This is a genomic window from Colwellia sp. (assembly GCF_013214175.1).
Taxonomy (GTDB): domain Bacteria; phylum Pseudomonadota; class Gammaproteobacteria; order Enterobacterales; family Alteromonadaceae; genus Colwellia.
Map to the genome: position 1 here is coordinate 85,921 of NZ_JABSPA010000012.1, position 14,066 is coordinate 99,986.

Consider the following 14,066-nt stretch of genomic DNA (forward strand, 5'->3'; position numbering starts at 1 on the left):
GCGTTTTTTGCACAGTAGCTACTCTAGGCAATTTCATCGTAAAAAGAAGTGGCACCTTAGTAGTATCGGTAAGTGAACAAGGAAAATAATTAGCTTTAGTTTTTAGCTTTGATAACTGATTTTTTGGGATGTGAGCTATAAAGGTTCACTGCTTGAGGATTTTAAAGGCAGGTTTTAAAAGAAGTTATATCTTTGAATAAGTATTTTTGAGTACTAATATTTGAGTAATGCCAAGTTAGCTAAGCCATTAACTCGGTAAGTCGCTTATGGCTTAGTTAACTTGGCGTTAAAGCTTATTCGTTTATCAATACTTCTTGTGCGGCGCGAAAGGCTTCTTGCGCCGCAGGTGCGCCACAATAGACGGCACTATGCAGCAGCACTTCTTGAATTTCTTCAATGCTGGCGCCATTATTGAGTGCGCCGCGAATATGACCTTTTAATTCTTGTGGCGCTTTTAGAGCAGCCAACATGGCAATAGTAACTAAGCTGCGGGTTTTTAAGTCTAACCCAGGCCTTTGCCACGTTGATCCCCAACCATGATCATTAATGAATTCTTGCATCGGTTGAGTCAAATCAGTCGCTTTAGCTAAGGCGCTATCAACAAAGTCATCACCCATGACTTTTCGTCTGATAGTTTCGCCAGCAGATTTTTGTGAGTTAGTTTTATTATCCAACATAACTAAAGTGCCTCAATAGCGATAGCCACTGCTTCACCGCCGCCAATACATAAACTGGCAACACCTTTAGTTAATTTTCTATTGAGCAGGGCATGTAATAACGTAGTGACTATACGCGCACCACTTGCGCCAAGGGGATGCCCTAAAGCACAGGCACCGCCATTCACATTCACTTTAGCGGTATCAAGATTTAGTTCATTTACAGCTAACATGGTAACCATGGCAAAGGCTTCGTTAATTTCCCAAAGATCGACATCATCTTGTTGCCATTGTGCTTTGGCTAATAAAGCATTGATAGCGCCAATGGGCGCAAGGGTGAAATCTTTGGGTGCTTGTGCATAACTGGCATGAGCAACAATGCGCGCTAATGGTGTTAGCCCTTTTGCTCTGGCAGTTGATTCTTTCATCAGTATTAATGCTGCCGCGCCATCTGAAATCGATGAGGCATTGGCCGCAGTAATGGTGCCTTCTTTGGCAAACACAGGGCGCAAGCTAGGGATTTTATCTTTATTAACTAAGGCTGGCGCTTCGTCGATCGTTACGAGCGTATCGCCACGTCGACTTTTTACTGTAAAGGGCGCGATTTCATTAACAAATGCACCTGATTCGATAGCTTGTGTGGCTTTAGCTAATGAATTGATGGCAAAGCTGTCCATATCTTCACGGGTTAAGTGATGTTCATCAGCGGTATCTTGAGCAAAGCAGCCCATGGCTTTATTTTCATAAGCGTCTTCTAAACCGTCCATCATCATATGATCGTTTATATTGCCGTGACCCATACGAAAACCCGCTCGAGCATTGGCTAACATATAAGGCGCATTAGTCATGCTCTCCATACCGCCAGCAATAACAATATTCATCGAACCAGCTTTAATGAGATCATGGGCAAACATCATTGCTTTAATTCCTGAACCACACACTTTATTAATGGTGGTAGCGCCAACTTTTTCAGGTAGACCTGCTTTTAATGTTGCTTGTCTTGCAGGGGCTTGACCAAGGCCAGCGGGTAAAACACAGCCCATGATCACTTCATCAACATCACTACTTTCAAGTGCGGTACTTGCTAGAGCACTTTCAATGGCTGCTGCGCCTAAATCGGTTGCACAAACACCTTTAAAACAACCTTGAAAGCTGCCCATAGGAGTACGTTTTGCGGCGACAATAACAATTGAGTCTTCTGAGTTCATATCAATTTATTTCCAATAGCTTAATTGCGATTAATATAAGGCGTTAAAGGGGCGCGAGATAATTTATTTACTTAATATTGGCTATCTGCTGATTACCTATTATCTATCTATTGGCTATTACTGAGCCGTCCACGCGCCATCCATAGGTAAAGATGAACCGGTAATACTGCGCGCACTATCACTGCAAAGAAATAGAATGAATTCACCAATTTTGCGTGGGTCCATCATTTCAGGTAACGGCTGTTTGGCGGTAATTAGTTGATATTTTGCTTGCTCAAAACTACTGTTTTCTTTTTTGGCAATATCAGTGATTTGATCATTAATAAGGGGGGTATCTACCCAACCTGGACATATAGCATTGGCAGTGATGCCATGCTCGGCACATTCCAGCGCAACCACCTTAGTAAAGCCAACAATGCCATGTTTTGCTGCGCAATATGCGGCTTTATTCTTCGAAGCAACTAAACCATGCACCGAAGCTATATTTATAATTCGGCCCCATGAGTTCTCTTTCATACCTGCTAAAGAATGTTGAGTCGTATGAAAGGCCGCGGTTAAATTAATGGCAATGATGGCATTCCACTTGTTCTCAGGAAAAGTGTCTACCGCTTCAGTATGTTGAATGCCGGCATTGTTGATCAATATATCAATCGAGCCCATGGTCTTGATTGCTTTGGTCATAAAAACACTAATGGCGTCTGAGTCCATTAAATTGGCGTTATCGAACAGAGTTTTAATTTGATATTTATCACTAAATTCGCGTGCCAGGCTGGCACCTTCTTTATCACTCATTAAGCCGTGTAGCACTAAATTAATGCCTTGTTCAGCTAATACATGAGCACTGGCTAAGCCAATACCACTGGTTGAGCCGGTGATAAGTGCTGTTTTACCTTGTAGCATAGTGTTTCCTTTGATAAAGATTAAAAAGATCAGCATATCCTTATGCTGATAAACGGCTCGTATTTTGAGGTGAAACTATTTGCACCTAGCACAAGCAGTATGCGGAAATTTATTGCCTTACCTTAGCTGAATTAAGGGCGAGTTGATTTACTACCTTAGTGCCATTAGCTAGCAGGACTATTTACTCAAGGCATGACTGATAGTAGATAAATCTAGCTATGTAAATACTTTTTTGAAGGGGGGAGTTTTAAGGCTTATTTTGAAGGATTAGTTTGATGAGCTTTCATCCATTAACCTAAGTTGATTGACTTAGGTTAGTCGCTAGTTTGATTCATTCGATCTACTTAACTGATGAGATATCTTGTGAGAAATTACGCTGGATAATTCTTAAAAACTCAGTGGCAGCATGAGAAAAAACATGCCTGCGCTTACTGATAATGCCGACACGGCGGCTTATAACAGGTTCATTTATTTGACAATAGTTAAGCTTCAGCGCCGAGAGTTGTTGCTGATAAAGTGAGGGGATAACACTAATTCCTAAGTCATTAGCCACCATTTGTACTACGGTTGCTAGCTGATTTGCTTCAAAAGCAATATCGAGAAATATGCCCTCTTTGGCTAAGGTTTCATCGAGTAATAAGCGGATACTTGATGGTCTTTGCAGTGTTATGAATGGGTATTGACTAAGCTGCTGCCATTGAATGTTCTTTGTGTTAGCTAGCGGGTGGCTCTGTGGAAAAACAGCGATAAATTTGTCGGTAAAAAGGGTCTCGAAGTTAAGATCATCAGAATTACCAGGATCAAAGCTGATGGCGAACTCTACTTTTCCTGAACGCACCATGGCTACTGCATCTTCAGCGATGACATCATGAACTTTTACTTTTACTGCGGGGTATTGGTTATTGAAATCCACCAGTTGTTTTGGCAATAAAGTACTAGCAAAAGAGGGCATGGCAGCAAAGGATAAATTGCCGCGCTTAAGCGCAAAACTTTCATGCAGTTCGACCAAGGCATTATCAAAATCAGTTAACAAGCGTTTTGCTACCGGTAGAAATAGCTCACCTTCAGGAGATAAGGCTAGGGCTCTGGTTGAGCGAGCAAAAAGTTGACCACCAACGGTTGCTTCTAAGTTTTTGATAGTGACACTTAAAGCTGGTTGTGAAATATGTAACAGCTCACAAGCCTCGGCAAAACTCTTTACTTGGGCAATGGCAAGGAATGCGCGGATCTGTTTTAAGGTGATATTCATTTTATGCTCACATCGGCGTATTAATTTATTAGGAAACTATTTATAGCTGTACCTATAGATATCATTTATAAGTAAAAGTTATCAATAGTTAAGATTAATCAATTTAACAAATGCATGCAATTAGTTAAAACTGCTAAACACTTAAAACTTACTTAGGGCTTTTCATCAAAGTGGAAAGTAATACAGATGTCAGGATTTGATAAAGTTGTGTATAGCTATGAAGAAGCGATGGCAGGGTTAACGGATAACATGACCATTATTGCCGGCGGCTTTGGCCTCTGCGGTATTCCAGAAAACTTAATCAGTGAGATAAAACATAAAGGCACCCGAGGACTTACTCTCGTTTCTAATAACTGTGGTGTTGATGGTTTTGGTCTTGGCTTGTTATTACCTGATCGCCAGATTAGTAAAATAATTGCCTCATATGTTGGTGAGAACGCTGAGTTTGAACGACAAATGATGTCAGGAGAGCTAAGTGTTGAGTTAACCCCCCAAGGAACTTTGGCTGAAAAAATGCGCGCTGGTGGTGCTGGTATTCCTGCATTTTACACGGCCACGGGGGTCGGTACACCTGTGGCTGAGGGTAAAGATGAACGCCAGTTTAATGGTCGTGATTATATTTTAGAAGAGGCGATAGTGGGTGACTTTGCCATAGTGAAAGCGTGGAAAGCCGATAGATACGGCAATCTAGTGTTTAGAAAAACAGCGCGTAACTTTAACCCTTTAGCGGCAACCGCTGGAAAAATAACTGTGGTTGAAGTGGAAGAGATCGTTGAGCCAGGGCAACTGGACCCAGATGAGATTCACACGCCGGGTATTTATGTTAACCGCTTAATTCAAAGTACTTTTGAAAAACGTATTGAACAGCGTACTACACGACCTGCAGGAGAATAATCATGGCTTTATCAAGAGATCAAATCGCACAGCGTGTCGCGCAAGAATTACAAGATGGCTTTTACGTAAACTTAGGTATCGGCATACCAACGCTGGTAGCAAACTTCATTCCTAAAGACATAGAGGTGATGCTGCAATCAGAAAACGGTTTATTGGGTATGGGCGCTTTTCCAACAGAGGACGAAGTTGATGCCGATTTAATCAATGCCGGTAAACAAACGGTAACTATGGCTGCTGGCGCGTCAATTTTTGATTCCGCCGAATCCTTTGCCATGATACGTGGTGGCCATGTTGATTTAACTGTATTAGGTGCATTTGAAGTGGATGTTAATGGCAACATTGCTTCTTATATGATCCCAGGAAAGCTCATCAAAGGCATGGGTGGTGCTATGGATTTAGTGGCGGGCGCTGACAATATTATCGTTACTATGACCCACGCTTCAAAACATGGTGAGTCTAAATTACTCAGTAATTGTACTTTACCCTTAACAGGTAAAGGCTGTATCAAAAAAGTATTAACGGATTTAGCTTTTATTGAAATAAAAGCAGGGCAATTTCATTTACTTGAACGGGCACCAGGCGTGTCGGTGGCAGAAATTATCGAGTTAACTCAAGGTGAGCTGGTGATTGAAGGCGATATTCCTGAGATGAAATTTAGCTGATAGCCGTTTTCTATAGCGAAAAGGCGAACATGTGTTCGCCTTTTTATTTTGGTCTTTTACGAAGAAAATATGAAGTAATTAGTATTACTGACGACAGACAATAGCCGGATTAATATTGATCACACCCGCTTCGTTGATAGTGGCAATTTTGTCATTTTGCTTCAATATTGCCAGAGTAGTATCACCAAAGTTACGTACATAGGTGAGTAGGTAACCAAATTGTCCTAAGCTACACACCGCATATTGTTGGCTAAGGTTAAGTTTGTCCCATAAGGTGTCTTGATCGTAGCTCTGCTGTCTGCTGTCGGTTAAAAAAGCATTGATAGACCTTGATTCATTGTTCTGTATTAAGTTATTTAGCATGATTTTTACCTAACTCTTTAGCTAGTGGAGAGATAATAACCAATTATGACCGGTGACACTGTTGAGAATTGTTGGGCTGATGTTGCTTTTTGTACAGTCTATTTTGCTAACCAGTGCCGTTAAAATAAATAAAAATTTTGTTACCTTTCTCATGTGCTACTAATTTATTTAGGCTAAGTGGTTAAATACTTATCAATTAGTTAATTTGACAAAAATAATTATGAAAAACACTAACTTATTAGTTAAATTAACCAGTTTTGTTTGGGTTATATTGTGTAATCAAGTGTAACTTACTGTTACATATGGAAAATGATTAAGTGGCATAGCCTGTGCTATTTTTAATGCAATATTAAAAATACGGAAATACCCATGCTTACTTTTTCTAAAACATTATTTGCAAAAACATTAGCTTCAAAAAAATTACTACTTTCTTCTATGCTGCTTACCACTGTTTTTCTAACGGCTTGTTCAGAGCCAGAAGCTAAAGAAGAGCAGGAAATTGCAGAATTTGCCATACCAGTGATGGTGGCAAGTATCGAACGTAAAGATATTTCCTCAAACTTCCATACCACAGCGACTCTTGAGTCTCGTAATGAAGCGGAGATTATCACCCGCGTTACAGGCATCATTGAAGAGCTAAGTGTTGAAGAAGGTGATTTTGTCGAAAAAGGTCAACTGCTTGCTAAAGTTGATGCCAGACGTTATCAATTAGCACTCGATAAAGCTGAAGCCGAGTTAGCGGGTTTTGAGCAGGAGTTAAAGCGTTTATCTTTAATGGCTGAAAAGCAACTGGTCAGTGCACAAGCATCAGATAAGTTGAAATATCAACATCGAGCTGCAGTAGCTGCGAAAGAGTTGGCTGCGCTAGACTTAAAGGATAGCCAAATTGTTGCACCAATATCAGGTTATATTTCTGAACGCTTTATCAAAACAGGCCACTTTACTCAAGGTTACCAAAAGCTATTTCATATTGTTGATCAATCAAGCTTACAAGCCGTGGTTTATTTACCTGAGCATAAGCTGAGCTATGTACAATTAGGACAACAGGCGGTATTACAGTTCAGTGCCCGTCAAGGTAAACAATTTGTTGCTCAGATACGTTCAATCTCGCCAGTAATCGACAGTCGCAGCGGTACCTTCAAAGTGATTTTATCCCTAGGTAATGACCACTTGCAGTTAAAGCCTGGTATGTTTGCACAAATAGCGCTGACTTTTGATACCCACCAAGACACCTTAACCATTCCAACAGATGCCATCATTACCCTTGATAACATAAGCAAAATTTACTTAGTAAAAGATAATAAAGCGGTAGAAGTGTTAATCAATAAAGGTTTTGTACAAGAGCAACTTACTGAAATAAGCGGCGAGTTAGATGAAGGTGACATTGTGGTGGTTAATGGCCACCATAACCTTAAAGCCAATGCCTTGGTGGAAATTTTAAATGCCAAAGCCAGTGATGATGATGCTCTCGAGGATGAAGCACTAACTGATACTGATACTGCTATAGCAAAAACCACTAAATAGAGAGTCAAAGAGGATGAATATTTTGATTGATAGACTGTTTTTTGTGGCTGCTAAACATCCAATAGCCACCCTATGTTTAATTTTTACTGCATTACTGATCAGTAGTGTAAATACCATTGGAGCCTTATCATGAGTATTGTTGATGTAGCAATAAAACGTCCGGTCACGGTGTGGATGTTTACTTTTGCGGTAATGCTTTTTGGTTTAGTGGGTTTATCTCGTCTGGCGGTTAATCTATTACCTGATCTGTCATACCCAACGTTGACCGTGCGAACTAACTATACCGGCGCTGCTCCGGCAGAAATTGAGCAGTTAATTACCAAACCCATTGAAGAAGCTGTCGGTGTGGTAAAAGGCTTACGGAAAATAAGTTCAGTCTCTAAAGCAGGCCAGTCAGACGTGTTACTTGAGTTTGAGTGGGATGTTGCTATGGATATTACCAGCTTAGAAGTCAGAGAGAAACTTGACCTTATTAGTTTACCTCTTGATGTGCAAAAGCCACTGATTTTAAAGTTTAACCCGTCTTTAGATCCCATTATTCGTTTGGGTTTACAAACCTCAGATAATTCAGTAGCTGGCTTAACCAAGCTAAGAACCTATGCCGAATATGATGTTAAACGACAATTAGAGTCACTGCTTGGGGTGGCGTCGGTAAAATTAGGTGGTGGTCTAGAGCAAGAATATCAAGTGATTATTGATCAACACAAATTGGCGCAGCTTAACTTAAGTAGCCAAGAGATAATTAATAGAATTAATGCCGAGAATATAAATATTTCAGCAGGTAAATTAATTGAGGGTAATACCCAATACCTAGTACGCACGCTGAATCAATTTACCGATATCCGTCAAATTGGCGAGTTGGTGGTTTATCGTGAAAACGGACAAATTATCACCCTAAACGATATTGCCACCATAGTTGATGGTTACAAAGAACGTACCGATGTGACTCGTATTAATGCTGTTGAAGCGGTTGAGTTAGCCATCTATAAAGAAGGTGACGCTAATACGGTACAAGTGGCTAAATTAATCAATAATAAACTCGACGCTATCAATAAATCATTAGGCGATCGTTATCAATTAACTGTGGTCTATGATCAATCAACCTTTATTTCTAATGCCATTAGCGAAGTGAAATCAGCGGCGTTAATTGGTGGCTTGCTGGCCATGTTAATCTTGTATCTGTTTTTACGTTCGATTATCCCAACACTCATTATTTCACTGTCAATCCCGGTCTCTGTTATTGCTACCTTTAACATGATGTACGGCAATGGCATCAGTCTTAATATTATGTCTCTTGGCGGTATTGCCTTAGCAACGGGCTTATTGGTTGATAATGCCATCGTGGTGCTGGAAAATATTGCCCGTTATAAAGAGCAGGGCTTGAGTGCTGTTGAAGCGGCTAGAAAAGGTACTAAAGAAGTGAGTGGCGCAATTATAGCCTCGACATTAACGACGCTGGCTGTTTTTGTGCCGTTAATTTTTGTCGAAGGTGTAGCCGGCCAACTCTTTGCCGATCAAGCGATGACAGTTGCCTTTGCCTTAATTGCCTCATTAATTGTCGCCTTAACATTGATTCCTATGCTAGCTTCAAGACAGGCCTCTCAAGAGAGAGAAGAAAGCGAAACAAGTAGCAATGCTGGAAGTAATGCCAAAAACAGTACCACAAACAATGCTGCTGTTGATGACAGTAAAACTAGTTTTAAAGCACTAGTTTGGTATAAAAAAATAACTTTTATTTTAACCTTGCCACTTAAGCTGGTCTTTATTTGGTTGCCAATGTTGATTACCCGTATTGTGCTGTTGGCTTTTCATGGCGTGAATAAGGTTGCTTCCTTTGTAATGAAGCCACTCACTGCCGGCTTTAACTTTATCTTTGATAAGTTCGCTTCCCTCTATAGTAAATCGTTAACATTTGCCTTGAAACATGGCGTTGCTACATTATTGATAAGCTTGACCTTTGCTGGCTCTGCATTTTTCATATTACCTAAAATTGGCGTGGAATTATTACCGCCGTTGGCACAAGGAGAATTTTACCTTGAACTTGAGCTTGCTCCGGGTACACCACTGGCCGTAACCGACCGCACCATCAATAAAATAGCTAAACAATTACAACAAGATAAGCGAATTAAAAGTACCTACTCATTAACCGGGCGCGGTAGCTTGATGACCAGTAATGCTGATAAAGGTGGAGAACATCAGGCTAGATTGCAAATTATGCTACATGACAGTCAAAATGAAGCGCAAGTCATGGCTGATATTCGTCAATATACACAAAAGCTTGTTGGCGCGACCACGCAATTAAATCAACCAGAGTTGTTTACTTTTAGTAAACCAATCAGCATTGAATTAGCAAGTTATGATCTGGACTTGTTATCAAGCTACAGCAAACGTTTAACACAATTGATGCAGCAAGACCCACAGTTTGTCGACGTAGCGAATAGCCAACGTCAAGGTCAGCCAGAGTTAGCCATACATTTTAACCAGAAGAAAATTGCCCAGCTAGGTTTAAACTCCCCTGATATCGCCAGACTTGTCGCGGTTAAAATCGGCGGTAATATAGCCAGTAAATATACCTTACTTGATCGCAAGATAGATATATTAGTGCGTAGCGATAAAAAGCAACGAGACTCCATTGGTGATTTAAGAGAGCTGGTTGTTAACCCTAATGATGATTTCCCTATCACCCTAGAAAGTATCAGTAATATTGTCGAGACAGTTGGCCCCGCGCAAATTAATCGTATTAATCAACAACGTGTTGCCGTTATTAGCGCAAATATTGCTATGGGCGATCAAAATAGTGCCTTAGCTCGGGCGAATGAGTTAATAAAACAACTAAAACTGCCGCTAACTGTCATACCAACTTTTGGTGGCCAAAGTGAAGAAATGCAGCAGTCATTTACTTCTATGCTGATGGCATTAACCTTGGCAGTATTTTTAGTTTACTTAGTGATGGCATCTCAGTTTGAGTCGTTATTACAGCCATTATTAATCTTGTTCAGTGTACCGTTAGCAGCTGTTGGCTCTATTTATGGCTTATATTTATTTGGCAGCAATATCAGTGTCATCGTCTTTATTGGTTTGATCATGTTAGCGGGGATTGTCGTTAATAATGCCATTGTCTTATTGGATAGGATCAACCAACTACGCGAACAAGGCTTGGATAAAATTAGCTCGATAAAGCAGGCTGCTGAGTCTCGCTTACGTCCTATTATAATGACAACATTGACCACGGCCCTTGGTCTGCTTCCTATGGCCTTAGGCATGGGGGAGGGCTCTGAACTTAGAACTCCAATGGCGATTACCGTTATCAGTGGTTTACTTTGCTCAACGTTATTAACCTTAGTGGTTTTACCTGTGCTGTATCAGTTATTCGATAATAAGAAGTTTGCTGAAGGCGTTGAGACGGTTGCAGGTAATAATGCACCTGGAATAAACCCATTAGTGGAGCCTCAAAATGTCTAATAGCAAGTTCAACTTAACGGCGCTGGCTATTAAGAAGCCAGTAACCACCTTTATGCTTTGTCTCACTATGTTGATGATGGGCATGGCTGCAACTCAGTTACTGCCTCTGGAGAAATGGCCAGGTATAGACATTCCCGAAATGATGATCAGTGCGCCATATCAAGCATCAACGCCAGCAGAAGTAGAGCGTTTAGTAACCAAACCGCTTGAAGAGGCACTGGCAACTATGGGCGGCATACAGCGACTCAGTTCTCGCTCAACAGAACATGGCGCAGAAATAAGTATTGAAGTTGCATGGGAAAGTAGCCTAACGGGTAAATCGATAGAAGCGCGGGAAAAAATTGATGCGGTGCGGCATTTATTACCGGAAGATTTACAACGGGTGTTTGTCTATCAATTTTCTACCGCAGATATGCCTATTTTAACATTACGTATTTCCAGTGAACGTGAATTACAAAATAGCTTTCAACTGCTTAATAATTATTTGAAAAAGCCACTTGAGCGCATGTCAGGGGTTTCAAAAGTTGAGCTTTATGGCGTAGATCAACGACAAATTTCTATCCGGTTAATAAGTGAAAGAATGGCAAGTCACAATGTTGATGTTAGACAGTTAACACAAATACTGCAGGCGCATAACTTTACTATAAATGCCGGTTCGCTAAAGTCAGCAACCAACACTATTCGCATCAGTCCGAAAGGAGAGTTTACCCAGTTAAATGATATTAGAGAGTTGATGGTTAAAGATAATGTTTATCTTGGTGATGTGGCCCAGGTGCTATTTGAGCAGCCAGAAAGAATCGACGGTCGACACTTAGATAGAAGTTACGCCATCGGTGTCAATATTTTTAAAGAGTCTAGCGCTAACCTAGTTGATGTTGCCGGCCGAGTGGTTAGTGCCGTTGATGAAATATCTAATAGTCCTCAGTTTAATGGCATCAATATTTTTATGATGGAGGACCAGGCGAAAGGGGTAACCGATTCTTTGTCTGATTTATTGATGGCCGGTGGCATTGGCGCCACATTGTCATTTATTGTGCTATTTCTATTTCTGCGCAACACTACCGCCACTATTTTAGTGGTTGCTTCCGTGCCTTTTTCAATTTGTATAACCTTAGCTGTGATGTACTTTTTAGGTTACACACTCAATATTCTATCAATGATGGGGCTATTATTAGCGGTCGGTATGTTGGTTGATAATTCTGTGGTGATCACTGAATCTATCGCTGCGGAGCACCGCAATAATCCTGCAAGTACTAAACAAGAAAAAATTGACAATATATTGCGCGGTGTTGATAAAGTCTCGTTAGCGGTAATGACGGGTACACTAACCACAATGATAGTGTTTTTGCCCAATATCATTGGCGAAAAAGTACAATTGACGGTTTTCTTAGAGCATGTCGCTATCGCCATTTGTATATCATTAGCGGCATCATTATTGATTGCCAAAACCTTATTACCCTTGCTGTTAAGTAAGATGCCACTAGAAAGTCTGGCAGCAAAACCTAGCAAGGCAACAATAAAAAAACTGGCAAATAAATCGACTAACACATCGTCTAATTCAATGGCTAATCAAGAGAACAGTGCCGCAGGTGATAAAGGCAGTATGCGCTACAAAAAAAGCCTGTCATGGGTATTAGCGCATCCTAAAATCACTGGCTTTTGTGCATTGTTGATTTTAGCCAGTACGGCAATCCCTATGGGCGTGATTACTTCAGACAATAATGACAATCAAGACGGTACTCGTTTGTTTATGCGTTACCACGTCGAAGGTCAGTTTCCACTTGAGCATGTCGAAGCTATGGTCAATCGCATGGAAGAATACTTATATAAACATAAAGAAGAATTCTATATTGACTCTGTTTACAGTTACTACAGTGGTGAACGTGCCTCTTCGACTTTATTGTTGAAAGAAAGTCGCGATATTTCAATGAATGAATTGAAAGAGCGTATTCGAGAAAATATGCCGGTATTTGCTGAAGCTAAACCCGACTTTGGTTGGCGCAGTGCTAAAAGTGGCGGCGTAAGTGTCACCTTATTGGGTGCCTCAACTGAAATGTTGATGACACTCTCTGAGCAAATCGTACCGGTGCTTGCCCATGTTGACGGTTTAACGGATGTAAAAAGTGATGTCTCGCAACATCAAAAAGAAATGGTGGTGGTCATTGACAGATTTAAAGCGAATCAATTGGGGCTTGATTCTCGGCAAGTGGCGCAAATAGTCGGTACAGCATTACGTGGACTTGAACTGCGTAGTTTTCGTCATGATCCCAATGGCGAAGTTAATATTCGTCTACTTTATGATGAACGCCTTAAGTACTCGTTAAATCAGTTGAAAAAATTGCCTATTACCGAAATTGATGGCCAAACTATTAGTTTAGAAAGTGTTGCTCAATTTAAGGTTCAGCCAAGGCTATCGGCAATTTATCGTGAAGAGCGACAAACTGCATTGACCATAGGGGCCAACATGAATGACATCACCATGGAGCAAGCACAAGAGCGTATTGAGCAGGCCATGGATACCTTGAATTTACCTACGGGTTACACCTGGAAGTTGGGGCGAGGTTTTAATCGTCAGCAACAAGAGGAAAATATTATGCTGGTGAATATGCTGTTAGCTTTAGCGATGATTTACATCGTGATGGCGGCTTTATTTGAGTCGTTATTATTACCAGCGGCTATTATTAGCTCTATTTTATATTCAATTGTCGGTGTCTTTTGGTTCTTCCTGCTTACTGGTAGCAGTATGTCGGTGATGGGAATGATTGGAATTTTGATATTAATGGGCATAGTGGTCAATAATGGTATTGTGCTCATCGATCAAATAAATCAGATGTCGCCAAAAATTGATGAGTTGGAAACAGTGATTGCCGATATTTGTATTACTCGACTGCGCCCAGTGTTAATGACGGTAGCAACGACAGTATTAGGTATGGTGCCACTTGCGCTAGGCTCAACTCAAATTGGCGGAGATGGCCCATCTTATGCGCCTTTAGCTGTGGCAATTATTGGCGGTTTAACCTTCTCAACAGTGACCAGTTTATACCTAGTTCCTTGGTGTTACTTGATGTTTAGTCGGTTGGCGAGAAACTCAAGCATTGGCTTTAATAAGGCCAATAGCTTTGCTAAGCGTATTGCCAAGGTGTAATAA

At 40.8% G+C, this 14,066-nt stretch carries 10 protein-coding genes; 5 read left to right on the forward strand and 5 right to left on the reverse strand.

Annotation, left to right across the window (positions count from 1 at the left end; translation table 11 throughout):
• Nucleotides 1–293: 293 nt before the first annotated feature.
• The 4 genes from HRT55_RS20230 to HRT55_RS20245 all read right to left on the reverse strand — a co-directional run bounded on the left by HRT55_RS20230 (nucleotide 294) and on the right by HRT55_RS20245 (nucleotide 4,013).
• The gene (locus HRT55_RS20230) at nucleotides 294–677 is read right to left on the reverse strand and encodes a carboxymuconolactone decarboxylase family protein (protein ID WP_291624145.1); all 384 of its coding nucleotides are present in this window, start codon (nucleotides 675–677) and stop codon (nucleotides 294–296) included.
• 2 nt (nucleotides 678–679) lie between these two features.
• Nucleotides 680–1,864 (reverse strand): thiolase family protein, encoded by a 1,185-nt coding sequence (locus HRT55_RS20235; RefSeq protein WP_291624146.1) that lies wholly within the window; start codon nucleotides 1,862–1,864, stop codon nucleotides 680–682.
• A gap of 117 nt (nucleotides 1,865–1,981) precedes the next feature.
• Nucleotides 1,982–2,764, reverse strand: coding sequence for a 3-hydroxybutyrate dehydrogenase (locus HRT55_RS20240; protein ID WP_291624147.1), 783 nt, complete (start codon nucleotides 2,762–2,764; stop codon nucleotides 1,982–1,984).
• A 340-nt stretch (nucleotides 2,765–3,104) separates the two neighbouring features.
• Complete coding sequence (locus HRT55_RS20245; RefSeq protein WP_291624149.1) at nucleotides 3,105–4,013, reverse strand: LysR family transcriptional regulator; 909 nt, start codon at nucleotides 4,011–4,013, stop codon at nucleotides 3,105–3,107.
• A 186-nt stretch (nucleotides 4,014–4,199) separates the two neighbouring features.
• Between HRT55_RS20245 and HRT55_RS20250 the strand changes: the two genes are divergently transcribed.
• Nucleotides 4,200–4,907: a CoA transferase subunit A gene (locus tag HRT55_RS20250; RefSeq protein ID WP_291624151.1), complete on the forward strand. Its 708-nt coding sequence runs from the start codon at nucleotides 4,200–4,202 to the stop codon at nucleotides 4,905–4,907.
• 2 nt (nucleotides 4,908–4,909) lie between these two features.
• Nucleotides 4,910–5,569 (forward strand): 3-oxoacid CoA-transferase subunit B, encoded by a 660-nt coding sequence (locus HRT55_RS20255; RefSeq protein WP_291624153.1) that lies wholly within the window; start codon nucleotides 4,910–4,912, stop codon nucleotides 5,567–5,569.
• Between the two features lie 84 nt (nucleotides 5,570–5,653).
• On the opposite strand, the gene HRT55_RS20260 is transcribed toward HRT55_RS20255, so the two are convergent.
• Nucleotides 5,654–5,932 (reverse strand): hypothetical protein, encoded by a 279-nt coding sequence (locus HRT55_RS20260; RefSeq protein WP_291624155.1) that lies wholly within the window; start codon nucleotides 5,930–5,932, stop codon nucleotides 5,654–5,656.
• 369 nt (nucleotides 5,933–6,301) lie between these two features.
• Here HRT55_RS20260 and HRT55_RS20265 point away from each other — a divergent pair, with 369 nt between their 5' ends.
• From HRT55_RS20265 to HRT55_RS20275, 3 genes are all read left to right on the forward strand, one after another.
• Nucleotides 6,302–7,456 carry an efflux RND transporter periplasmic adaptor subunit gene (locus HRT55_RS20265; RefSeq protein WP_291624157.1) on the forward strand — a complete coding sequence of 385 codons (1,155 nt, stop codon included), beginning with the start codon at nucleotides 6,302–6,304 and terminating at the stop codon, nucleotides 7,454–7,456.
• 129 nt (nucleotides 7,457–7,585) lie between these two features.
• Nucleotides 7,586–10,918, forward strand: a complete 3,333-nt coding sequence (locus tag HRT55_RS20270; RefSeq protein WP_291624159.1) for an efflux RND transporter permease subunit — start codon at nucleotides 7,586–7,588, stop codon at nucleotides 10,916–10,918.
• Nucleotides 10,911–14,063 carry an efflux RND transporter permease subunit gene (locus tag HRT55_RS20275; RefSeq protein WP_291624161.1) on the forward strand — a complete coding sequence of 1,051 codons (3,153 nt, stop codon included), beginning with the start codon at nucleotides 10,911–10,913 and terminating at the stop codon, nucleotides 14,061–14,063. Before HRT55_RS20270 ends, HRT55_RS20275 begins: the two co-directional genes overlap by 8 nt.
• Nucleotides 14,064–14,066 lie beyond the last annotated feature (3 nt).